Annotated in this window: 24 protein-coding genes and 1 tRNA gene; 11 read left to right on the top strand and 14 right to left on the bottom strand. The window is 66.7% G+C overall.

The genetic code is table 11. From position 1 onward, the window contains the following. Window positions 1–6: 6 nt before the first annotated feature. The 4 genes from G6P88_RS02710 to rsmI all read right to left on the bottom strand — a co-directional run bounded on the left by G6P88_RS02710 (window position 7) and on the right by rsmI (window position 2,864). Window positions 7–606, bottom strand: coding sequence for a DedA family protein (locus tag G6P88_RS02710; protein ID WP_165321715.1), 600 nt, complete (start codon window positions 604–606; stop codon window positions 7–9). Between the two features lie 4 nt (window positions 607–610). After that, window positions 611–1,564: a glutathione synthase gene (gene gshB, locus G6P88_RS02705; RefSeq protein WP_165321714.1), complete on the bottom strand. Its 954-nt coding sequence runs from the start codon at window positions 1,562–1,564 to the stop codon at window positions 611–613. 68 nt (window positions 1,565–1,632) lie between these two features. Next, a complete protein-coding gene (locus tag G6P88_RS02700) occupies window positions 1,633–1,983 on the bottom strand; it encodes a YraN family protein (RefSeq protein WP_165321713.1) in 351 nt (116 codons plus the stop codon). Continuing rightward, on the bottom strand, window positions 1,980–2,864 hold the full coding sequence (gene rsmI / locus G6P88_RS02695; protein WP_165324860.1) for a 16S rRNA (cytidine(1402)-2'-O)-methyltransferase: 885 nt from the start codon (window positions 2,862–2,864) through the stop codon (window positions 1,980–1,982). Before rsmI ends, G6P88_RS02700 begins: the two co-directional genes overlap by 4 nt. A 12-nt stretch (window positions 2,865–2,876) precedes the next feature. Here rsmI and G6P88_RS02690 point away from each other — a divergent pair, with 12 nt between their 5' ends. Further along, window positions 2,877–4,061 (top strand): penicillin-binding protein activator, encoded by a 1,185-nt coding sequence (locus G6P88_RS02690; protein WP_165321712.1) that lies wholly within the window; start codon window positions 2,877–2,879, stop codon window positions 4,059–4,061. Between the two features lie 273 nt (window positions 4,062–4,334). On the opposite strand, the gene hemW is transcribed toward G6P88_RS02690, so the two are convergent. From hemW to rph, 3 genes are read right to left on the bottom strand one after another with little or no spacing between them, the layout of a single operon-like run. Continuing rightward, entirely contained in the window at window positions 4,335–5,498 is a 1,164-nt protein-coding gene (gene hemW / locus G6P88_RS02685; protein WP_165321711.1) for a radical SAM family heme chaperone HemW, read from the bottom strand. Window positions 5,499–5,523: 25 nt separating this feature from the next. Next, window positions 5,524–6,156 carry an RdgB/HAM1 family non-canonical purine NTP pyrophosphatase gene (rdgB, locus tag G6P88_RS02680; protein ID WP_165321710.1) on the bottom strand — a complete coding sequence of 211 codons (633 nt, stop codon included), beginning with the start codon at window positions 6,154–6,156 and terminating at the stop codon, window positions 5,524–5,526. Beyond that, window positions 6,153–6,869, bottom strand: a complete 717-nt coding sequence (gene rph, locus G6P88_RS02675) for a ribonuclease PH (protein ID WP_165321709.1) — start codon at window positions 6,867–6,869, stop codon at window positions 6,153–6,155. Before rph ends, rdgB begins: the two co-directional genes overlap by 4 nt. Window positions 6,870–6,989: 120 nt before the next feature. On the opposite strand from rph, the gene hrcA reads away from it, so the two are divergent. Next, a complete protein-coding gene (hrcA, locus tag G6P88_RS02670; protein WP_425594487.1) occupies window positions 6,990–8,009 on the top strand; it encodes a heat-inducible transcriptional repressor HrcA in 1,020 nt (339 codons plus the stop codon). A 25-nt stretch (window positions 8,010–8,034) separates the two neighbouring features. On the opposite strand, the gene G6P88_RS02665 is transcribed toward hrcA, so the two are convergent. Further along, window positions 8,035–8,349, bottom strand: coding sequence for a PilZ domain-containing protein (locus G6P88_RS02665; RefSeq protein WP_165321707.1), 315 nt, complete (start codon window positions 8,347–8,349; stop codon window positions 8,035–8,037). Between the two features lie 196 nt (window positions 8,350–8,545). On the opposite strand from G6P88_RS02665, the gene G6P88_RS02660 reads away from it, so the two are divergent. Together G6P88_RS02660 and G6P88_RS02655 are read left to right on the top strand one after the other, a co-directional pair. Beyond that, the gene (locus G6P88_RS02660) at window positions 8,546–9,346 is read left to right on the top strand and encodes a cytochrome b/b6 domain-containing protein (protein ID WP_165324859.1); all 801 of its coding nucleotides are present in this window, start codon (window positions 8,546–8,548) and stop codon (window positions 9,344–9,346) included. Beyond that, window positions 9,343–10,101, top strand: a complete 759-nt coding sequence (locus tag G6P88_RS02655) for a molybdopterin-dependent oxidoreductase (protein WP_165321706.1) — start codon at window positions 9,343–9,345, stop codon at window positions 10,099–10,101. Before G6P88_RS02660 ends, G6P88_RS02655 begins: the two co-directional genes overlap by 4 nt. 8 nt (window positions 10,102–10,109) lie before the next feature. Here the strand turns inward: G6P88_RS02655 and G6P88_RS02650 are convergent, their stop codons facing one another. From G6P88_RS02650 to G6P88_RS02635, 4 genes are all read right to left on the bottom strand, one after another. Further along, on the bottom strand, window positions 10,110–10,682 hold the full coding sequence (locus G6P88_RS02650; protein WP_165321705.1) for a DUF1993 domain-containing protein: 573 nt from the start codon (window positions 10,680–10,682) through the stop codon (window positions 10,110–10,112). Between the two features lie 49 nt (window positions 10,683–10,731). Continuing rightward, on the bottom strand, window positions 10,732–11,670 hold the full coding sequence (locus tag G6P88_RS02645; protein ID WP_165321704.1) for a DMT family transporter: 939 nt from the start codon (window positions 11,668–11,670) through the stop codon (window positions 10,732–10,734). Between the two features lie 85 nt (window positions 11,671–11,755). Next, on the bottom strand, window positions 11,756–13,297 hold the full coding sequence (locus G6P88_RS02640; RefSeq protein WP_165321703.1) for a 2-isopropylmalate synthase: 1,542 nt from the start codon (window positions 13,295–13,297) through the stop codon (window positions 11,756–11,758). 223 nt (window positions 13,298–13,520) lie between these two features. After that, complete coding sequence (locus tag G6P88_RS02635) at window positions 13,521–14,390, bottom strand: methyltransferase domain-containing protein (protein WP_165321702.1); 870 nt, start codon at window positions 14,388–14,390, stop codon at window positions 13,521–13,523. An 87-nt stretch (window positions 14,391–14,477) separates the two neighbouring features. Between G6P88_RS02635 and G6P88_RS02630 the strand changes: the two genes are divergently transcribed. The 5 genes from G6P88_RS02630 (at window position 14,478) to G6P88_RS02610 (ending at window position 16,992) form a co-directional block, all read left to right on the top strand. After that, complete coding sequence (locus G6P88_RS02630) at window positions 14,478–15,212, top strand: double zinc ribbon domain-containing protein (protein WP_425594486.1); 735 nt, start codon at window positions 14,478–14,480, stop codon at window positions 15,210–15,212. A 51-nt stretch (window positions 15,213–15,263) separates the two neighbouring features. After that, a complete protein-coding gene (grxC, locus tag G6P88_RS02625; protein ID WP_165321701.1) occupies window positions 15,264–15,521 on the top strand; it encodes a glutaredoxin 3 in 258 nt (85 codons plus the stop codon). After that, window positions 15,521–16,348: a carbon-nitrogen hydrolase family protein gene (locus G6P88_RS02620; RefSeq protein WP_165321700.1), complete on the top strand. Its 828-nt coding sequence runs from the start codon at window positions 15,521–15,523 to the stop codon at window positions 16,346–16,348. The genes grxC and G6P88_RS02620 overlap by 1 nt, the downstream gene beginning before the upstream one ends. After that, window positions 16,345–16,845 (top strand): DUF1178 family protein, encoded by a 501-nt coding sequence (locus G6P88_RS02615; RefSeq protein ID WP_165321699.1) that lies wholly within the window; start codon window positions 16,345–16,347, stop codon window positions 16,843–16,845. Before G6P88_RS02620 ends, G6P88_RS02615 begins: the two co-directional genes overlap by 4 nt. A 70-nt stretch (window positions 16,846–16,915) precedes the next feature. Next, a tRNA-Arg gene (locus tag G6P88_RS02610) sits at window positions 16,916–16,992 on the top strand. A gap of 6 nt (window positions 16,993–16,998) precedes the next feature. Here the strand turns inward: G6P88_RS02610 and G6P88_RS02605 are convergent. Then, entirely contained in the window at window positions 16,999–18,744 is a 1,746-nt protein-coding gene (locus tag G6P88_RS02605; RefSeq protein WP_165321698.1) for a hypothetical protein, read from the bottom strand. Window positions 18,745–18,863: 119 nt separating this feature from the next. Between G6P88_RS02605 and G6P88_RS02600 the strand changes: the two genes are divergently transcribed. Beyond that, complete coding sequence (locus tag G6P88_RS02600; protein ID WP_226946698.1) at window positions 18,864–20,177, top strand: NADH:flavin oxidoreductase/NADH oxidase family protein; 1,314 nt, start codon at window positions 18,864–18,866, stop codon at window positions 20,175–20,177. 158 nt (window positions 20,178–20,335) lie between these two features. Continuing rightward, the gene (locus G6P88_RS02595) at window positions 20,336–22,078 is read left to right on the top strand and encodes an N-acyl-D-amino-acid deacylase family protein (RefSeq protein ID WP_165321697.1); all 1,743 of its coding nucleotides are present in this window, start codon (window positions 20,336–20,338) and stop codon (window positions 22,076–22,078) included. Between the two features lie 172 nt (window positions 22,079–22,250). Here the strand turns inward: G6P88_RS02595 and G6P88_RS20175 are convergent, their stop codons facing one another. Continuing rightward, complete coding sequence (locus tag G6P88_RS20175) at window positions 22,251–22,460, bottom strand: hypothetical protein (RefSeq protein ID WP_206335844.1); 210 nt, start codon at window positions 22,458–22,460, stop codon at window positions 22,251–22,253. Window positions 22,461–22,479 lie beyond the last annotated feature (19 nt).

Here is a 22,479-nt window from a genome sequence, read left to right as displayed (position 1 = left end):
CTGCGGTCAGCGCGACCGCCGCCATGTCGCCAGGCGCCACAGATACAGCCCGGCCATGAGGATCAGCGCCGCCGTCGCAGCGACGTCGAGCCAGGCCTCCATCTGCGAGAAGCGGGTGCCCAGCACCCAGCCACCAAGGGCCAGCATCGCCGACCAGCCGATCGTGCCGAGCGCGGACGAGAGGGCGAAGGGCAGTATGGGCATGCGCAGCAGACCGGCGGGCACCGAGATCAGCGAACGAAGGGTCGGCATCATCCGCCCGACGAAAACGATCAGATAGCCGTGGCGCGCAAACCATCGCTCGGCGCGATCGACCTCTCCCCAGTCCATCGTCAGCCAGCGGCCATATCGTTCGATCAACGGGCGAAGCCGGTCCATGCCTAGGCCGCGGGCGAGCAGGTACCAGAGCAGGTTGCCGAGCATGGCGCCCGCCGAACCAGACAGAATGGCGCCGGGGAGCGAAAGAATGCCTTTCGCTGCCTGCAGGCCGGCCATCGACATGATGACTTCGGACGGAATGGGTGGGAAGACCGTCTCCGCCAGCATGAGCAGGAAGAGGCCGAAATAACCCCCATCGGCGATCAGCCGCTGGATCCAGTCGCTCATCCGATTATCGAGCGCGCAGGCGTCCCTCGATGGCGTCCCAGATCAGCGCGGCAGTGTTGGTACCGTTGAAGCGGTCGATCGCGACGATCCCGGTGGGGGAGGTGACGTTGATCTCGGTCAGGTGCCCGGCGATGACGTCGATGCCGACGAACAGCAGACCGCGCGCGGCGAGGTCGGGGCCGAGTGCCGCGCAGATTTCCTCTTCGCGTGGGGTCAGTTCGGTCGCATCGGCGCGTCCCCCGGCGGCCAGATTGGACCGGATCTCGCCGGCCTTGGGCAGGCGGTTGATCGCGCCGGAAACCTTGCCGTCGACCAGCACGATCCGCTTGTCGCCCTTGGTCACGTCGGGAAGGAAGGCCTGCACCATGAAGGGCTCGCGCCACACCTGTCCGAACAATTCGGTCAGCGCGGCAAGATTGGCGTCGTTCCGGCCGACATGGAACACCGCCGACCCGGCATTGCCGTAGAGTGGCTTGACCACCACCTCGCCATGTTCGGCATGGAAGGCGCGCGCGTCGTCGAGCCGCCGGGTGATCATCGTCGGCGGCATGAAGCGCGCATAATCGAGCACGAACAGCTTTTCGGGCGCGTTGCGCACAGAGGCCGGGTCATTGACGACGAGGGTCTTGTGCTGGATCCGCTCGAGCAGATGCGTGGCGGTGATGTAGGCGAGGTCGAACGGCGGATCCTGCCGCATCAGGACGACGTCGATATCGTCGGCCAGATCGATGACCTCGACGTCGCCAACCGCGAAATGGTCGCCCGCGACGCGCTGAAGTTTCAGGATCGGACGCGCCGGTGCGGTCACCCGCCCGTCGCGATAGCAGAGGTCGCCCGCCTGATAATGCCAGAGCTTGTGCCCGCGTTCGAGCGCGCCGAGCATAATCGCGAAGGTGGAATCGCCCGCGATGTTGATCGTCTCCAGAGGGTCCATCTGGACGGCGACATTGAGGGTCATGGCGGGCTCCGTAAGTTGCGCCGCTTACCTAGGGGTTCGCAGGTCGTTCCGCTACCCCCGCAGGAAGGTCAGCCATGCCAGACGTTGCGCAGATGCACAGGCAGCCGCCATGGCCGCAGCAGGATCACGTCGATCCGCACTTCCTCGGCGCCCTTGCCATAGCGCGGCAGAAGCGCATGGGCGGCATCGACCACACGTCGCAGCCGCTGCTCGTCGATCGCGAGGTCGAGCGCTTCCTGCGTTCCGCGCGTTTTGACTTCAACGAAGGTGAGCGTCCGGCCACGGCGCGCAACGAGGTCGACTTCTCCTCGGCCCGTTTTCACGCGGCGACCGACGATCCGCCATCCCTGGAGACGCAGCCACCAGGCGGCGGCGGCCTCGCCATGGCGGCCCTGGCGCTCGGCCGCCTGCCGGCTCACTCCTCCTCGTCCTTCATCTCCATCGCGCGGGCGTAGAGGTCGCGGCGGTTGAGGCCGGTCGCGCGGGCGACTTCGCCGGCGGCCTTGGCGGCTGGGAGGTGCTGGAGGGCCGTGCGGAGCAGGGCTTCAGCGTCGTCCTGGGTGGCGGCGGGCGCCGGGCCGGGCGGGCCGACGACGATCACGATCTCACCCTTGGGGCCGGACTCGGCATAGCGTTCGGCCAGCACCGACAGAGGGGCGGCGACGCTCTCTTCGAAGCGCTTGCTGATTTCGCGGACGACGGCGGCTTCGCGGTCGCCGAGCCCTTTGGCAAGGGCGGCGAGGGTCGCGCCGAGGCGCGGTCCCGATTCGTAGAGGATCAGCGTCGCGCGGATCGCGGCAACCTCCTCGATCGCTTCGGCGCGGGCCTTTTCCTTGGAGGGCAGGAAGCCGAGGAAAAAGAAGCGATCGGTCGGAAGCCCTGCCAGCGTCAGCGCGGCGACGGCGGCGCAGGGGCCGGGGATGGTGGTGACGGCAATGCCGGCGGCGCGCGCGTCGCGGACCAGCTTGTAACCGGGGTCCGAGATCAGCGGCGTGCCCGCATCGGACACGAGCGCGACCGGCGCATGGGCCATGCGTTCGACCAGCCCGGGGCGCACCTTGTCGGCATTATGGTCGTGATAGGGGGTCATCGGCCGCTTGATGCCGAGATGGTGCAGAAGCTTGGCCGTGACCCGGCTGTCCTCCACCGCAATCGCTTCGACGCGCGATAGGATCGACGCGGCGCGTGGGGACAGGTCGCCCAAGTTGCCGATCGGGGTGGCCACGATATACAGGCCTGGGGGGAGGGGTGCTTCGGATGCTTGCGCATCGGTCGCGTCCGTTTCGACAAACTGGTTCATAAGGCGAAACAGATGGCAGAGGCTGTTGCACATAGGCAAGCTGGACATGCATGGCTCAAGGGAGCTGTGCTCGGCCTGGCCGCCCTGCTCGCGGGCTGTCAGGGCATGGTTCCAAAGGGTAGGCCGGGGCCGGCAACCCCGCCGCCGGTCGCTCAGGAGCAGGAAAGCGAGCTTCCGAAAGATAGTGCCCGGCATCGCGTGGCGCTGCTCGTGCCGCTCAGCGGCGCCAATGCCGCGGTCGGCCAGTCGATCGCCAATGCGGCGACGATGGCCCTGATCGATACCGGCAACAAGTCGATCCGCATGACGACCTATGACACGGCCCCGGGCGCGCTGGCTGCCGCCAATCGGGCGATCGCCGATGGAAACGCCCTGTTTCTTGGGCCTTTGCTGTCCGAGGATGCCGCGTCGGTCGCAGCGGTTGCGCGCAAGGCGGCGATTCCCGTCGTCTCCTATTCCAACGACGTTTCGGTTGCGGGGAATGGTGTGTTCGTCATGGGCTTTTCGCCGACTCAGTCGATCGAGCGGGTGATCCGTTTCGCGCGCGGCAAGGGCCTTCAGCGTTTCGCGGCGCTGGTGCCGACCGGCCAATATGGACGTAACGCATCGACGGCGATCATCCACTCGATCGAAGGCGCCGACGGCAATCTGGTCGCGATGAAGAGCTATGAGCGGACGGGAGCGTCGCTCCAGAAGGCGGTGGCCGAGCTTGGCCGGACCCAGCAGGAATGGGATGCGGTGCTGGTGGCCGACAATGCCCGTCTCGCCGCAACGGCGGTTCCCATGCTGCGCAAGGTGTCGCCTGCGAAGATGCGAATCCTGGGGACCGAGCTGTGGGCGGCGGAACAGTCCGCGCTGACGGCACCGGCGCTATCGGGCGCCTGGTTCGCAAGCGTGTCGGACGCACGCTATCGGCAATTGGCGGCGGCCTATCGCCGCCAGTTCGGCAAGGCGCCGTTCCGTCTCGCGAGCCTCGGCTATGATTCGATGCTGCTGGTCGTGAAGATCGGGGCCGACTGGAAAGTCGGTTCGAAATTCCCGGTTGCGGCGCTGCGGGACAAGGATGGGTTCGTCGGCGTCGACGGTGCGTTTCGCTTCGGCATGAACGGTGTCGCCGAGCGCGCGCTGGAAATCGGTGAGGCAAGCCCGGCTGGCGTCAAGACGATCTCGCCGGCGCCGGTCAGCTTCGCGGAATGAGGCAGGGCGGCTAAGAAGGGTGTTGGCGGCGGAAGTGCCTGGGCACGATCCGCCGCCGACCTTGCTTAGAGCGCGACGACCACACCGATCGCGAGCGCCTGTGCTGCGATCGCGAGGATCGCAGTGGTCGCACCTTCAAAATAGCGCATTTTTCTTTTCCTGCGAACATGTTTTGTTATCTCGCACATGCGATTGTGCGATGCAGCGCGCTCTATGCCTGTCATCGGTCTGACGCAATTTCGTAACAAGTCGGCGCAGTTGCAGAATGTGCAATCAGGCGCTGACGACCTCGGCCAATACTCCGTCGAGGAGGAGCGAACCGGCGTCGGTTACCCGCAGGCATTCGTCGCCGAAAGTCACGAGACCCTGGTGGCTCAGCCGGATGATGGCCTTTCTGTCGACCAGGGCATCGATCGGCATCTGCGATAGCCGGGCAATCCGGGCGAGATCGACGCCCTCGGTCAGGCGCAGGCCCATGATCAGCGCCTCCTGCGCCCGTTCGCGCCCGCTCAGCGGTTCTTCCACCTCAATGCCATGGCCGATTTCGTCGACCCGCCGCAGCCAATTCTCCGGCTTCCTGCGCCGGGCGGTGGCGACGCCGTCGCGACGCCCATGCGCGCCGGGGCCGATGCCGCAATAATTGCCGTAGCGCCAATAAGTAAGATTGTGGCGGCTTTCGGCGCCCGGGCGGGCATGGTTCGACGTTTCATAGGCCGGAAGACCGGCCGCCGTCATGCGTTCCCTCGTCGCTTCGAACTGAAGTGCAGCGGCGTCGGGGTCGAGAGGGACAAGCTCGCCGCGCGCAAAGCGCGTCGCGAACTGCGTGCCCGGCTCGATCGTCAGCTGATACAGCGAAACATGCTCGGTTCCGAAGTGGAGCGCCCGCTCAAGCTCGTCGAGCCAGGCTTCGAGCGTCTGTTCCGGACGCGCATAGATGAGGTCGATGCTGACCCGCTCGAACGCCGACTGGGCGATCGAGAGCGCGTGCAGGCTTTCGTCGACACTGTGGGCGCGACCGAGCCACGCCAGTGTCGGATCGTCGAGCGCCTGAAGGCCAAGCGAAACCCGGTTGACCCCAGCGGCCGCGAGGTCGCCGAAGCGCGCAGCCTCTACCGATGAGGGGTTGGCCTCAAGCGTCACCTCGATGTCGCGTGCCATCGTCCAATGTCCGGCGGCTGCGTCGATCAGAGCGGCGACGGTCGCCGGTGGCATCAGCGAAGGCGTGCCGCCGCCGAAAAAGATCGAGGTCAGCCGCCGACCCGGAAGACGGGAGGCCTCATGCGCCAGGTCGGTGAGGAGTGCGGCCCGCCACGCGGCCTGATCGACCTGTTCGCGGACATGGCTGTTGAAGTCGCAATAGGGGCATTTCGACACGCAGAACGGCCAGTGGACGTAAAGCGCCAGGTCGTCGTCCCGCACCTGTGCCGTCCGCGCCATTGGCGTCACCGGGATCGCCGGGCGGTCAGAAGACCGCCGCGACGAGTTTGGCAAAGGCGTCCGCCCGGTGGCTCATCGCGTGCTTGGCCTTCGGCTCCATCTCGCCGAAGCTGATGTCATGCCCGAGCGGCTGGAACATCGCGTCATAGCCGAATCCATTCTCGCCGCGCGGGGGCCAGATCAGCAGTCCGTCGACCCGTCCCTCGAAGCTTTCGACATGGCCATCGGGCCAGGCAAGCGACAGAGCGCAGATGAAATGCGCGTCGCGTCCAGCCTCCGGTCCCTGCTCCTCCAGGCGCGCATGAACCCGGCGCATGGCCTCGCCGAAATCGCGGCTGCCATCCTCGCGCTCCGCCCAGCGCGCCGAGAAGATGCCGGGGTCGCCACCCAGGGCCTCGACGCACAGGCCGCTGTCGTCGGAGAGTGCCGGCAGGCCGGTCAGGTCTGCGGAGAAGCGGGCCTTGAGCTCGGCATTGGCGATGAAGGTCGTGCCGGTCTCCTCGGGTTCGGGCACGCCCAGCGCGCCGGCCGACACCGTTTCGATCCCGAACGGCGCGAGCAGTTCGGCGATCTCGCGCAGCTTGCCCTTGTTGTGACTGGCGATCACCAGCTTCCCGGGCGCCAGCTTGCGGTGGACGATGTCGGCCGGGCCGTTCACCGGCCGGTCGCCTTGCGCTGTGCCGCGAAGATCTCGCCGCAGCCGATACGGGCGAGGCGCAGCAGGCGGAGCAGGGCTTCCTCGTCATAGGTCGCGCCCTCGGCGGTCGCCTGGGCCTCGGCGATATTGCCATTGTCGAGCAGCACGAAGTTCGCATCGGCATGAGCGTTCGAATCCTCGATATAATCGAGGTCGAGAACGGGGGTGCCTTCGTAGATGCCGCAGGAGACCGCCGCGATCTGGGCGGTGATCGGGTCCTCGCTCAACGCGCCCGACGCTAGCAGCTTGTCGACCGCCAGCCGCAGCGCAATCCAGCCGCCGGAGATCGACGCCGTCCGCGTGCCGCCATCGGCCTGGATGACGTCGCAGTCGATCACGATCTGCCGTTCGCCCAGCTTCTCCATGTCGACGACCGCGCGCAGCGAGCGGCCGATGAGCCGCTGGATTTCCTGGGTCCGGCCCGATTGCTTGCCCTTGGCGGCCTCGCGGCTGCCGCGCGTGTGCGTAGCGCGCGGGAGCATGCCATATTCGGCGGTGACCCAGCCCTGACCCTTGCCGCGCAGGAACGGCGGCACCTTTTCCTCGACCGAGGCGGTGACGAGCACGCGGGTGTCGCCAAAGCTGATCAGGCAGGAGCCTTCGGCATGGACGGTGAAGCCGGTTTCGATGCTGATAGCCCGCATCTGATCGGGCGTGCGGCCGGATGGGCGCATGGGAATTCCTTCTTGCTATGTGCCGCCCCCTTAGGCGCGCGTCGAAGAAGTTGGAAGCCTGTTGAGCAGGCGGCTTCCATTCCCTATCTTCACGATGTGAACGCCGTGCCCCTGTCCGAAATGTCGACCCGAGCGCGCGAGGTCTTTCGCGTGGTCGTGGAAAGCTATCTCGGTAATGGGCAGCCCGTCGGGTCGCGTACCATTTCCAAGCTGGCGGGCCTGAACCTGTCTCCGGCGTCCATTCGCAACGTCATGCAGGACCTGGAGGAACTCGGCCTCCTCGAGGCACCACATACATCGGCGGGGCGGATGCCGACCCAAACCGGCCTGCGCCTTTTCGTCGACGGCATGATGCAGACGGCCGAGCCTTCGGCCGACGAGCGCGCTGCGATCGAAGCGCGCGCGGCCAGGGGCGGGCCGGTCGAAGAAGCGCTGGCGCAGACCAGTGCGATTCTGTCCGGGCTTTCCGCCTGCGCCGGGATCGTGCTCGTTCCGCCGCGCGAACTCGTCCTGCGGCAGTTCAGCTTCGTTCCGCTATCGCGCGAGCAGGCCGTGGCGGTGATGGTCGGGCAGGACGGCAGCGTGGAGAACCGGGTCGTCGATCTGCCGCCGGGTGTCCCTCCTTCGGCGCTTGTCGAGGCCGGCAATTTCATCAACGATCGGCTTGCAGGACTGTCTCTGACCGAGGCCAAGGCAAGGATCGAGGCCGAACTCAAGCGGGGCCGTGCGGCGCTGGATGCGGCCGCTGCGTCGCTGGTCACCCAGGGCCTCGCCGTGTGGTCGCAGGACGGCAGTGCGCGGCCGGTCCTGATCGTGCGCGGGCAGGCCAATCTGATCGATCCGGCGGCGGCCGACGATCTCGAACGCGTTCGGCAATTGATCGACGAGATAGAAGGCAAGGAGGAGATCGCCCGCCTGCTCGACAGCGCGCGTGGCGGTCAAGGCATCAAGATCTTCATCGGGGCGGAGAACAAGCTGTTCTCGTTGTCGGGTTCTTCGGTGATCGCCGCGCCCTATCGCGGCGGTGATGGCCGCGTGCTCGGCGTGGTGGGAGTGATCGGCCCGACCCGACTCAACTATGCCCGCATCGTGCCGATGGTCGATTTCACGGCGCAGGCGCTGACCCGCATGCTCGCCTGACAATGGCGTCGGCGGCGGGAGGCGTTCAGTCCTGCTGGGCGCTCTTGGACACGAGCCCCTGCACCACGTCTTCGGGAATCGACTCCTCGAACTGCACGCCGAACCGGTTGCCTTCGACCCAGCGGACGATTCCCGGCACTTCGAAAGCATGGCGTTCGAGCAGCAGGCGGCATCCGACGGGCAGGGGCGGGGTAGCGCTGAGCATGGCGCCGCCTTGCGAGACGTCGAGGAGGACGCAGTTCAGCTCGCCATGGACCGAATAGAGATTCGCGGCCAGCATGATCCGGTGTCGGCCGAAACGCCGCACGTCCGTCTGTTGCTGTTCGCTCACGGAAGCCATCGCCGTCCGTCTGTCCTTGTCCCGTTATGACCGGATGGGGACAGTGCCCGATCATCCCTAATGAATCGCTAAACGAAACGGTGTACGGTCCCTTACCCGTGGAATTCCGGAGCAAGAGCGGTCTGTGGTGCGCATCGACGATCCAGAGGATGAAGCCCGAGCAGAGCCTCTTGGAAAGCCTTCATCAGCGACGCAGCTGCCGCTTCTGGTCAAGCGGCATCGCTGGCCGACGAGGCTTTGGCATTGGGTCAACGCCGCCACGATGCTCGTCATGCTGATGAGCGGTCTGATGATCTTCAACGCGCATCCGCGCCTCTACTGGGGCGATTATGGCGCCAATAGCGACAAGGCATGGTTGCAGATCGGCTCGCGCGGGGACAAGGGGCTGCTCGTGCTGGGCCGGGAGCGGTTCGAGACGACGGGTGTGCTGGGGCTATGGAAAGATAGCGCGGGCATCGAGCGTCGTCGGGCCTTTCCTGGCTGGGCGACGATACCGACGAGCTACAGCCTTGCCGATGCACGGCTCTGGCACTTTTTCTTCGCCTGGATATTGGTTGGATCGGCGCTTCTTTTCTTCGCGGCAAGCATCGTCAACGGCCATTTCAGGAAGGACCTCCTGCCGCGCCGCCACGAGCTTGGACTGCGGCACCTCTGGTCGGACATCGTTGCGCATGCGCGGCTGCGTTTCCCGCGCGGGGAAGCTGCAAAGCGCTATGGGATTCTGCAGAAGATCGCCTATCTCTCTGTTATAGCTTTGTTATTGCCAGTCATCATCTTGACCGGACTGACGATGTCCCCCGCGATGAATGCCGCCTGGCCCTGGTTGCTCGAGCTGTTCGGCGGACGGCAGTCGGCGCGCTCGATCCATTTTCTATGTGCTGCCGGCCTCGTCGCCTTCTTCATCGTCCATATCGCGATGGTGATCCTCGCAGGCCCGTTCAACGAAATACGGTCGATGGTGACGGGCTGGTACAAGCTACCGGAGGAGCGGGCATGACGATCACGCGACGCCGCCTGCTGGCAGGCTTTGCCGCAGGGACCGGCGGTCTGCTCCTGGGCGGATGCGACCGGATCAACGCTCTGCCCTCGGTACGAACGGCTTTGAAGTCTGCTGAAGGTCTGACGATGCGATCGCAGCGGCTGATTGCCGGACGCGACGCCCTCGCGCCCGAATTCTCGCGTGCGGACCTCTCGCCGGTCTTCCGATCCAACGGAACCTTCCAGCCGGCGGGTGCCGATTATGAAGCGCATAAACAGGCGGGTTTTTCCGATTGGAAGCTGACCATCGATGGCCTGGTCCGGAGTCCGCTTTCGCTCTCCATGACGCAGATCCGCTCTATGCCCGCGCGCACCCAGATTACGCGGCACGACTGTGTGGAGGGGTGGAGCGCGATCGGCCAGTGGACCGGTGTGCCGCTCAAACTGCTTCTCGACATGGCCGGGCTACGCGACGGCGCCCGCTATCTGATCTTCCGGTGCGCCGATCGTTATGGCCCGATGCCCTATTATGAGAGCATCGACCTTATCGATGCCTTCCACCCGCAGACGATCATGGCCTGGGGCTTGAACGGCGCGCTGCTGCCGGTGGGCAATGGCGCGCCGCTGCGGTTACGGGTCGAACGCCAGCTGGGGTACAAGCACGCAAAATATGTGCAGTATATCCAGGTAGTTGCTGGCCTGAGTGAATATGGGCTGGGAAAAGGTGGCTATTGGGAGGACCACCATGACTACGCCTGGTATGCGGGCATCTGATCGGGGCGTTACGTCGTGGGCATAGTGCCGGGCCGAATATAGGCGAACATCTGCGGGACGTAGTCGGGCTTGCCGAGCGGTACGCCATGGCTGCGCAGGATCGCATAGGCGGTCGTGCTGTGAAAATAGAATTGGGGGAGCGCCCAGTCGCGGGCATAGCTCGTGCCGTCCATGTCGAAGATCATGCCGTTCGGCAGTTCGAGTGCGATCGGTTGTCCCGCATGGGCATCGAGCGCATCCGGCGTGACCGATCCCAGTAGATCGATCGCCCCTGCGATGTGCATCCGTGCCTCTTCGAGCGTCTCACCGTCCCCACCTGGGCTCCAGGCACCCGCTCGGAGGGCCAGCAGTTCGTCGGGCATGGCCAATCCGCGCAGGCGCCACACTGGCTCCTGTGCCTGGAAGCAGGCAAAGCGGAGCTGCGAAGCGAGCGGATACATGTCGGGCGCGAGCCGGAGCGCGAGAATATCGTCGGGGTTCCGGCCTTCTGCGGTCCAATGGTCGGCCGCCTTGCCCAGCCAGCCGTCGAGCGCCCGGAGCATCTGGCGGAAGGTGGGAATGAGCAATGCCGTGAGCGCCATGTCGTCCTCCTGATAGTGGGCGACGGGCTGCGCCGATCGGCGTGACCTGTCAACGCGCTCGACGCTGGCTCCGGGTTTCGATCAGGGTGAACAGTCCGGTGCCGCCGATGACCAGCAGCGTCCCGACCGCTTCGGGCCAGCCAAAGGGTTCGGCCAGGATCGCCACGGCGAGAATGATGGTAAGGAGAGGGCTCACGGTCGAGATGATCGCCGTTCCCTGCGCGCCGATCCGCGCCGTGCCGGCCGACATCAGAAAGGTCGGAACGACAGTCGAGAAGATCGCCAGCGCGACCATCAGTCGCCAGGCTGGCGCGGGTGCTGCCAGCTCGCCGATATCGCGGGTGAGCAGGAATTGCGCGATCAGCGAAACCGACGCCGCGCTCATCGCGACGGCGGTGAACAGCGCCGGGCCGCAGCGCAGGATCAGCTCGCGGGCGAACAGTTGGTAGAGCGCGAAGGTCGCCGCGGCGCCGAACACCAGCGTCGCGCCCGTCAGCATCGATGGGCTGAGCCTTGCCGGCTCGGCGCCGAACATCACGGCGAGCCCGGCATAGGCAAGCCCGGCACCGCCCAGCGCATGGGCGCGCAGCCGGTGGCCGAAGATCATCCGCCCGAAGATGATGACGAGAAAAGGATAGGTGAAGAGGATCAGCCGCTCGGTCTGGGCCTCAAGCGTCTGCAACCCCTCGAAGTCGAGCCAGGACGAGCAATGATAGCCGAGTACCCCGATAGCGGCAGCGAGCCCGAGCGATTTCGCGTCCGGCCGGTCGGCGGGCAGGCGGCGGATCCACTCGAACAGGCCTACGCCGAGGAAGATCGGCAGCGACAGGCCCATGCGGATCGCGAGCAGCGCGGTCGTGTCGATGCCGTAGACATAGATCAGCTTGATGAGAATGCCCTTGAGCGCGAACAGAAGGGAGCCCGTCGCGGACAGGGCGAAGCCGATCAGCCGCCAGCGAACGCCATGATCGGCGGAAGGCTTCATCATCTTCGCTTTCTTCGAAAACGGGGGAAAAGGGGAACGGCTTCGACCCGATTGGGTGAAGCCGTTCCCGTTTGGCCGGCTTGGAGGCTCAGCCGACCCTGGCGTCCACCGGCGCGCGGCCGCGCTTCACCATCATCTTGTTGAGCGCGTTCACATAGGCGCGGACCGAAGCGACCATCGTATCCTGATGCGCGCCGCGACCGCGCGTCGTGCGGCCATTTTCAGACAGCAGGACGGAGACTTCCGCCTGCGCGTCGGTGCCGCCGGTGACCGCATGGACCTCGTAGCGCTCGAGCACCGAGCTGTCGTGCGGGACGATCAGACGGATCGCGTTGAAGAGCGCGTCGACCGGGCCGTTGCCGCGCGACGTAACGGTCTTTTCCTCGCCATCGACTTCCAGCGTCAGGATGGCGCGCTGCGGGCCGTTCGATCCGCAATAGACCTCGACTTCCTTCACCTGGATGGCGTCGTGACCGCGCAGAACCTCGTCGTCGACCAGCGCGATGATGTCCTCGTCATAGACAGCCTTCTTGGCATCGGCGAGCTGCTTGAACCGGCCGAAGGCGTCCTGGAAGGCGTTGTCGCCCAGCGTATAGCCCAGCTCTTCGAGCTTCTGGCGGAAGGCGGCGCGGCCCGAATGCTTGCCCATGACCAGATTGCTGTGGGTCAGGCCCACGCTCTCCGGCGTCATGATCTCGTAGGTCGAGCTGTCCTTGATCATCCCGTCCTGGTGAATGCCGCTTTCATGCGCGAAGGCATTGGCGCCGACGATCGCCTTGTTCGGCTGCACCTGGAAACCGGTGATGCCCGAGATCAGCCGCGACGAACGCGTGATCTCGTTCGCGACGATGTTCGTGGCGTAGGGCATCACGTCCTGCCGGACGCGCAGCGCCATCGCGATTTCCTCGACGGCGGCATTGCCGGCGCGTTCGCCGATGCCGTTGATCGTCGATTCGACCTGACCCGCGCCGGCCATGACGGCCGCCAGCGTGTTGGCCACGGCAAGGCCCAGATCATTGTGGCAGTGGGTCGAGAACACCGCGAGATCGGCATTGGGCACGCGATTGATCATGTCGCGGAACATCGCGCCATAGGTTTCGGGCGTGCCGTAGCCGACGGTGTCGGGCAGGTTGATCGTGCGAGCGCCGGCGGCGATGGCGACCTCGATCGCGCGAGCGAGGAAATCGGGCTCGGAGCGGGTGGCGTCCTCGGCCGACCATTCGACGTCCGGGCACAGGTTGCGCGCCATCCGGACAGTCCGGTCGATCGCCTCCAGCACTTCTTCGGGCGACTTGTTCAGCTTAACCCGCATGTGGAGCGGCGAGGTGGCGATGAAGGTGTGGATGCGCGGTGCCACGGCATGTTGCACGGCTTCCCAGGCGCGCTCGATATCGGCCTGTGCCGCACGGGCGAGGCTGGCGACTGTCGCCTTCTTGCACTGGCGCGCGACCTCCGAAACGGCTTCGAAGTCGCCGGGGGAGGCAATGGCAAAGCCGGCTTCGATGATGTCCACGCCCAGCGTCTCGAGCTGGGCTGCGACCTGCAGCTTTTCCTCGAGGTTCATCGAGCAACCGGGAGACTGCTCCCCGTCGCGCAGGGTGGTGTCGAAAATCTTGATATTCTTGGTCACGGTACCTGCTCCTGTGCAGGGTTGTCATTCGGGGTGATATTCTGACCCTTAGACGCCGTGGCTTGTCGGGCCGATCCTGGCCACAAGCGGAAACGCGCGCCTAAGGGCGCGTAAGTCGAAGCAGGAGAAGGGCGCTGAACCGCGTCATATGCGGCGCTCCATACACGCAGGGCGCGGCGTAAGTCCATAGGCTTTCACCAGGCTGCGCCGCAGGGGCCAAGGATTATCGCGGCTTTGGCGCCCGGAGCGCGTCGGCCAGCGAGGCGGTGGCGCTGCCGCGCCGGGCCGGCTTTGGCTGTCCCGGGTCGGGCGCCCATCCCGACAGATAGACGATCTCGAAGCGCTCGCGCACCCGACCATCCGGGTCGGTGGCCCGCTGAAAGGCTTCGAACAACGCCCCCAGCCAGGCGCGACCGCCGGACAGGTGGCGTGGACGGGAGAGCAGGATGTTGCCGCCTGCCATGCCGCGCAGATCATGAAGGAGCTTTATCGGATCGCCGTAACCGACATCGAGCCGCTCGCCGTCGGCCACCGGAAGCGCAAAGCCCGCGCGCGACAGGAGGTCGCCTGCCGAGCGCACGTCGACCTGCGGGTGAATACGCGGCGCTACCCCGCCGCCTGCCGCTTCGTCGGCTTCCATCAGCGCACCGCGCAGCCAGGAAAGGCTTCCCGCACCGAGAAAGGCCCCGAGAAACAAGCCGTCGGGACGCAGCGCGCGCCGCGCAAGCGAGAGCGCGCCCGGCAGGTCGTTGACACCGTCGAGTGTCCCCAGCGCCACGATCAGGTCGAAGCTGCCATCGGCGAAGGGGAGGCGATCCTCGTCGCACTGGATTCCGCCGCTGGCTCGGGCGAAGGCGAAACCGGGATCGGCGGCGAAGAGCCGGCGGTCTGGCGCGGTGAAATAGGCTGACAGGCGTCCGTCGTGACAGCCGAGGAGCAGGGCGCGATCGAAACGGCGGGTGACCATCGCCAGCCGTTCGGCAAGCTCGCTTGCCATATGATCGATCAGGAAGTCATGCGCCGCGAAGTCCTGTGCGGCGCGGTTGCGGCGCAGGCGCCGCAGGCGGCGGTCGAAAATCTCGGGCTGATCCATGATGCGCGCTTGTGCCGCCGTGCGTCGTGCGTGACAAGCGGCGTTGGTGGCCGGCACGGGCAGCGGGGGCAGGGCGGCATGGGCGTGATGCGTGCGATGGCGGGCATGACCGATGCGGCGCTGCGTTTCGCGCTGCCCCCGCGCTGCCCCGGCTGCGGCACGATCGCAGCTGGGCCCCATCAGTTCTGTCTGGATTGCTGGACGGCGATGCGGTTCCTTGGCGCGCCGCAGTGCCGACGGTGCGGCGAGCCGTTCGAGATCGACCCAGGCAAGGACGCGGAGTGCGGTGCCTGCCTTGCCGATCCGCCCGCCTATGACGCGATGCGTGCGGCGGTCGTCTACGGGCCGATCGCGCGGGCGCTGGCGCTCAAGCTCAAATATGGGAGGCGGCCGGGCATCGCGCGGACGGTTGCGATCCAGATGCGGCGACATTTGCCGCCCGGAGACGACTGGTTGCTCGCGCCGGTCCCGCTCCACCGCTGGCGAATCTGGAGCCGTGGCTATAACCAGTCCGCGCTGATCGCCCGCGCGCTCGCCGAGGAGGGAAGGCACAGCCTGGCACTCGATCTGGTCGAGCGCACCCGGGCAACCCCTCCGTTGCGGGGCCAGGGGCCTGTCGCGCGGGCGAAGACGGTTCGCGGGGCCTTTGCGGTACGCGACCGCACCCTGGTCAAGGGGCGCAAGGTGCTGCTCATCGACGATGTCTACACCACCGGCGCGACCGCCAATGCCTGCGCCCGGGCGCTCAAGCGGGCAGGGGCGGCCCGGGTCGAACTGCTCTGCTGGGCGCGCGTGGTGCGTGACGACGATCCCGCGCGTTGACAATCGGGCCCGGCGACAACATCTCGGGCGAAAGCAAGGAAATCGAGGCTCATGGCAAAGGTCGAAATCTACACCAAGGCGTTCTGCCCCTATTGCTCGCGCGCGAAGTCGCTGCTGCAGAGCAAGGGAGTCGATTATGAGGAATATGATATCAGCATGGGCGGCCCGAAGCGCGCCGAGATGATCGAACGCGCCAAGGGCGGTTCGACCGTGCCCCAGATCTTCATCGACGGCAGCCCTGTCGGCGGCTGCGACGATATCCACGCGCTCGACCGTGCGGGCAAGCTCGACCCGCTGCTTGCCGCCTGATGCGCATTGCCGTCCTCCAAAGCCGCACCGGCATCGATCCGGAGGCCAATGCCGCGCGGCTCGTTGCCGCGATGGCGGAGGCGAAGGCCGGCGGGGCGGACATGCTCTTCACCCCCGAAATGTCGGGCCTGCTCGACCAGGATCGGAAGCGCGCCGCCGAACATCTCAGCGAGGAGGGCGATGATCCGGTCCTGGCGTCGGTGCGGACTGCGGCGCGTGACCATGGCCTGTGGGTGCATCTTGGTTCGCTGGCGCTGAAAGGCGGGAGTGGCGGGCGGCTCGTCAATCGCGGCTTCGTCATCGACGACCTGGGTTCGATCCGGGCGCGCTACGACAAGATGCACCTGTTCGACGTCGACCTGCCCACCGGCGAAAGCTGGCGCGAATCTGCGGCCTATGCGCCGGGCGAACGGAGCGTCATCGCGACGACCCCCTGGGCGCGGATCGGCCTGTCCATCTGCTACGACATGCGCTTTCCCGACCTGTACCGCGCGCTGAGCGATGCGGGGGCCGAGATATTGTCGGTCCCAGCGGCCTTCACCGTTCCGACCGGCAAGGCGCACTGGCACGTCCTGTTGCGCGCCCGTGCGGTCGAAGCCGGCGCCTTCGTCGTCGCAGCCGGCCAGACCGGGCGGCACGAGGACGGGCGCGCGACCTTCGGTCATTCGCTGGTGGTCGACCCCTGGGGCGAAGTGCTGCTCGACATGGGGGAGAGCGAAGGCATCGGGTTCGCCGACATCGACATGGACCGGCTCACCGACGTGCGCGCCCGCGTTCCCGCACTGCGCCACCGTCGGCCCATCGGTGCGGTGGAGACCTGCTCATGATCGTGTTCGATCTGGCCTGTCGTCCCGCCGGCCATGTGTTCGAGATCTGGTTCGGGTCCTCGGCCGATTATGAGGATCAGAAGGCGAGGGGACTGGTGTCCTGCCCCTATTGCGGATCGTCCGAGGTCGAGAAGGCCGTCATGGCGCCGAATGTCGCGCCCAAGGGCAATAGCCGGTCCGACTCTGTTAGCCGTGCCGTGGTGCCGGCCGCTGCTCCCGGCGGCGCGGTCGTGCCTGCTGGCGCCAATCTGCCGGCGCCCGAGCAGTTCAAGGAGATGGTCGCCAGGATCGCCGAGATCCAGGCCAGGATCCTCGAAGGCTCCGAATATGTCGGCAAGGGCTTCGCCGATCGCGCGCGGGCGATGCATCTGGGCGAGGAGGACAGCCGTCCGATCCATGGGCAGACCAGCGCGGATGAAGCCAGGGCCCTGATCGAAGAGGGCATCCCTGTCGCTCCGTTGCCGCTGCCGGTTCGTCCGCCGGGCAGCGAGAACTGACCCCCGCTGTCGCGCCTCATGGCGCCCGCTCTGGACCCGGCGCAAGCGCCTCGCTATGAGCCTTGGCCGGGACTCCGTAGCTCAGCAGGATAGAGCGTCTGCCTCCTAAGCAGAAGGTCGCGCGTTCGAATCGCGCCGGGGTCACCATCCTCCTCATAGCCCCACCAGCTTGAGCGCGGCATCTGCGGCGCCCTCGAGGCCGTGGCGGGGGGCTCCGCCGCCTGCTCCCGCCAGCGGCGCTTCCTCGACGATCAGCAGGCCCGCGCCACCTTCGACCCGGTCCTTGAACAGCGGCTCGCGTCCCAGGAAATAGGGCCAGAAGGTTTCGGTTCGCGCGACGGCATAGTGGAGGTCGGCGGAAAAGCCGACGAGCTGTGCCTGCCCAAAGATGCGTCCTTTTTCAGCAGCTTCCACACGGATCCCACGACGTCCTTTGAGGATGAGGCGGCCGGGGCCGTGAAACTGGAGGTAGCGCAGCTGCAGGGTGAGCCAGGCGGCGAGCGAGAAGAAGCGCCAGTGGCTGGTGATGCGTAACGGCCGGCCGGCCGGATGGACCACCGCTGCGAGCGCGCGGGGCTGAAGCACGCAGCCTGCGCCGTCGGGAAGATCGAGGATCAGCACCTCGGCCAGCGGATCGCGCACGGCCGAAACGGTGGTAAGCGCGCCAGCCCCGGTTATCCGGGTGAGGAAGCAGAGACCGGTGACGAGGCTCGACAGCGGGTGGCGCCAGTCGAGCAGCCAGCGCGTCGCCTTGCTGCCGTCGAGCGAGGCCGACTGGAGATAGTCCTGCCGCACGAGCAGTTCCTCATTGGCGTCGAGGCGGATCGCAACCGAGGTCGAGGAGGGGCCCGGCAGCGGGATTGCGACGGGCTCCGCACCCGAAACACCAGCGGATGGGCTGCGCAGGGCGATCGAACGGCGGCGCTCGGCATAGGGCGCCAGCAGGAAGAAGAAGACGAGGCGGATCGCATAAGGGGTCAGGATGATGGCGAGCAGGGCCCAGGCGGCGGCGGTCAATATGCGCCCGAGATGGAGCCGATCGGCCCAGAGATACAGACGCTCGCTCCAGCTCGACGCCCATGCCGCGCGGGCAGTAGCGAGCTCGGCGTCGAACTGCGCCGTCCAGATCCGCGTGCGCTCGGCGGTTGCGATGGCGAGGTCGTCGGCCGTGCGGGTGAGGCCGTCGCGCGCCTCTCGCGCACGGCGTGCGGCGGCCTGTCGGGTGTCGAGCAGGGTCTGTCGCCGGGCGGCATCGGCGCAGGCTCCGTCGGCGGCGCGGACGAGGGCGCGATGTTCGTCATTGTCGAGCCAGGCGCGCCACCGCCAGCGCCAGCGTGCCTCATAACTCTTGCGCGCGGCCTGCGCCTGGTCGCAGGCGACCTGTGCCTGTCGGAGCGCGGTTGCCTGCGCTTGCAGGTCGAGCGCGGTGGCGACCATATTGCGGTCGGCGAGCAGCGCGGCGCGGGCCGCGCGCAGCCCAGCCAGTTCCTGTTCCGCCAGCAGCCGATCGAATTGGTCGCGTTTCGCCCGGAGGAGCGCGTCATTGCCCTGCGCCACGAGGATCAGCGAGGAGGGCGTGGCGGCGATCCGGCGGTCGAGCGCCTGCCGCTGTGCCTCGACTTCCACAATCCGGGCGTCGATCGCCCCGAGTCCGCCCTGCCGCGCCGCATCGACCCGGCGGGAGACCTGCGCGGCGGCGCCGGCGACAGCGGGCTGCAGCGTCCGGCGGGCGTCCAGCAATGCGGCGTGGTGGAGCCGGGCCTGGCGGTCGCCCTCCACTTGTTGCCGAAGCCAGGGAAGCGCGATGGCCGCAAAGCCGATCGCCGCCACGAGCAGCGCATAGAGGAGAAGCCGACGCCCGAACCACCGGACGATCCGCAGGACGAGATCGAGCATCATCGCCTCTGCATAGCCCGTGGCGAAAAAAGGAACCAGCTTACCGAAATTGCGGTTGAGCCGGCGCCGAAAATCGCAACAGTGGCGCGGACAGCCGTCACGGCGCGCCGAGGGGACAGGGGATGAACGACATGACGCCGGTCAGGATGCCGATCGCAGAGCCGCTGCGCCTGCCCTGTGGGGCCGTCATCCCCAACCGGCTCGTCAAGGCGGCGATGACCGAAGGGCTGGCGACTCCGCAGGGCGTGCCGACCGACGATCTCGCCCGGCTCTATGGCGTCTGGTCGCGGGGCGGGGCGGGGCTGCTGCTGACCGGCAATGTCGTGATCGACCGCGATCATCTCGAACGGCCGGGCAATGTCATCCTCGATCGCGTGCCCGACCGCGAGACGATGGCGCGCTACGAAGCCTGGGCGGCGGCAGGTACCGAGACCGGCAACGGGCTGTGGATGCAACTGAGCCATGCCGGGCGCCAGACACAGAAGGGCGTGAACCCCGCGCCCAAGGCGCCCTCGGCGGTGGCGCTGCGCGTGCCGGGCGGGCGTTTCGCGACCCCGGTTCCGTTGACCGAGGAGGAGATCGAGGATCTGATCGGCCGCTTCGCCACCGCCGCCCGCGTGGCCCGCGATACCGGCTTTACCGGGGTGCAGCTGCACGCGGCGCATGGCTATCTGATCTCGCAGTTCCTGAGCCCGCTGGCCAATCTGCGTACCGATCGCTGGGGCGGCAGCCTCGACAATCGTGCGCGCTTCCTGCTGGAGAGCGTACGCCGGGTACGCGCGGCGGTGGGGCCGGACTTTGCGGTCTCGGTCAAGCTCAACTCGGCCGATTTTCAGCGGGGCGGCTTCGCCTTCGACGAGAGCCTGACGGTCGCGCGCTGGCTGGAGCAGGAGGGTGTCGACCTGCTTGAGATATCGGGCGGTTCCTATGAGCAGCCGGCGATGATGGACCTCGACGGCATCGGCGAGCGTGAGGAGCCGCGCGGTATCGCCCCGTCGACGGCAGCGCGCGAAGCCTATTTCGTCGACTTCGCCAAGGCGATGAAGGCCGAGATCAAGGCGATGCCGTTGCTGGTGACCGGCGGCTTCCGCAGCCGGGCGGCTATGGACCATGCGCTGACGACGGGCGCCGCCGACCTGATCGGGCTTGCCCGCCCGCTCTGCGGCGCGCCCGACGCCTGTCATGCGCTGCTCGCCGGGGCCGATGCCGTCCCGCGCTATGAGGATCAGCTGTCGCTGCTGCCGGGCTGGCTGGGTTGGCTGCGGTCGATCAAGCTGGTCGACGGCATCGCCGGTTTCGCCGTGCAGTTCTGGTATTACGGGCAGATCGACCATCTCGGCCGAAAGGGCAGCACCGCGCCCGACATGTCGGTCTTCGCCGCGCTTCGCCAGGTCGAACGCGACGCCGGCGCCTGGATGGCCGCGCGCGAGCGCTAAAGCAAGCTGGGCCGTTCTGGCTCATTCGGTCGCCGTCATGGGATCATCAGGCGAGCTATATCCCGTTGGCATGGATGCCGGCGGCGCTGGCCGCGCCTATCATCTGCGGGCGAAGGGCATGAGGATAACCGTCCGCGCCGCATTCGGGAGAGAGAGCCATGCAAGACAAGTATCTGATCAAAAACGGGACCGTCGTCGACGGCACCGGAGCGCCCGCCTACAAGGCCGATGTGCGCGTGCGCGGGCAGCAGATCGTGGCGATCGCGCCCGATCTCGCCCCGGAGAAGCGTGAGCGCGTGATCGACGCCACCGGCTGCTACGTCACACCGGGCTTCATCGAGGCGCACAACCATTATGACGCGCCGATGTGGTGGATGCCGACGCTCGATCCGATGCCGGGCTATGGCGTCACCACCTCGATCAACGGCAATTGCGGATTCGCGGCGGCGCCGGTGCATGACGATCCGGCGGTGCGGCAGGAGATGATCGACATCTTCTCCTTCTTCGAGGACATCCCCGAAAAGCCGTTCCGCGAAATGCTGCCCTGGGACTGGAAGACGTGGAGCGAATATAAGGCGTCTGTCGTCAAGCATGTGAAGACGCCGGTCAATTTCGGTGCCTTCGTCGGCCATATCGCGATCCGCCTGGCCGTGATGGGCCTCGAAGCCTGGGACCGGACCGCGACCCCGGCCGAGATCGAGCAGATGTGTGCCCTGCTGGAGGACGCGCTGTCCGCCGGCGCGCTTGGCCTGTCGAGCAACCTGCTCGACCATGACAAGAACGACCGACCCATCCCGACGCGCAAGGCCGACGATGCCGAGTTCGACGCGCTGTTCGCCGTCATCGCCCGCCATCCGGGCGCGCTGGTCCAGGTCATCGTCGACTTCTTCATGCGCCTCGACGGCCTGCAGAATTCGGAGCGGATGAGCGCGCTGGCCAAGAAGCACGGTATCCGCATGCAGATCGGCGGCAGCGTGCCGACGCTCGCCTTCCAGTCCTTCGCGATCGAGGGGGCCGAGGCGCTTCACGCGCGCAACAAGGCCGAGGGCAATGACGTGTGGCCGGGCTTCCACGTGATCTCGCCGACCACGATCGTCAGCTTCAATTCCTCGCTGCTGTTCGCCCAGTCGAACAATTATGTGTGGAGCGAGCTCGTCCAGGCCAAGGGCGAAGAAGCGAAGATGGCGCTGCTCGAAAGCCCCGAATGGCGGGCGCGGGCGCGCGAATCCTGGGCGCAGACCTTCCCGATCTCGCCGATCGGCCGGGCCGAGGACATCTTCTTCATGGAGAGCGCGACCGGCGTCGGCCCGATCACCGGCACGCTGCGCGACTATATGGACGCCAACGGCATCGACCACCCGTCGGACGCGCTGGCCGACTGGCTGCTCGACAACGGCACCGACTCGATCATCAAGACCGCCGACTTCCCCAACAATGAGGAAGCCCTCGACAAGCTGCTGACCGACCCGCAGGCGGTGGGCAATCTGTGCGATTCCGGCGCGCATGGGCAGATGTTCTGCGGCGTGGGCGACAATGTCCTGTTCCTCACCCGCTATGTCCGCGACCGCAAGCAGCTGACGATCGAGCAGGGGATCGAATATCTGAGCGGCCGCATCGCCCGCCACTTCAACCTCGCCGATCGCGGCACGCTGAAGGTGGGCAAGAAAGCCGACATCGTCGTGTTCGACCTCGCCGAGATCGAGCGCCGGCCCGACGAAAAGGCGTGGGATGTGCCCGACGGGGAGGGCGGCACCACCTACCGCTACACCCGCCAGCCCGCACCGATGCGCCTGACGATGGTGAACGGCATCCCCACCTTCGACCGCGGCGCCTTCGCCGGCCACTTCCCGGGCGAGTTCATCGGCCCCGAGGTCGAGGCACTGGCGCAAGCGGCGGAATGAGGATGCGCTCCCCGGCGGGCATTCCCGCCTGCCGGGGAGTGACTTGAAAGAGCCGAAGACATCGCCGATTTCCTTACGACTGGGGTGCCGCTGTTCAATCCGTGGGAACAGTTGGCCTGAGGGTTCGTCCGAAGGCTACTAGCTACGGCGGCTTTCGAGCCGCCAAAGTCCGTCAGGAGTTCTCCGCCTCGCGTTTCGCGGAAAGCCGCGCGACGATGTCATGCGCTGCCCTCGTACGGCCCGCTTCGATGTCCTGCTGGCCCAGAGCGAGGAGCTTCAGCAGGGCGAGCGATTCTTGATGCGGGTCGGGACAGATTGCGTTCTGTGGAGCAGAATTGGCTTCGACCTGGCTGATAGATGGATTTCTGGGCGGAACGGACATGGGTGATCCCGTCAGCAAG

This window comes from Rhizorhabdus phycosphaerae (assembly GCF_011044255.1).
Classification (GTDB): domain Bacteria; phylum Pseudomonadota; class Alphaproteobacteria; order Sphingomonadales; family Sphingomonadaceae; genus Rhizorhabdus; species Rhizorhabdus phycosphaerae.
Note: the sequence above shows the minus strand (reverse complement) of the source record. Positions and strands in the feature narration are given on the sequence as shown.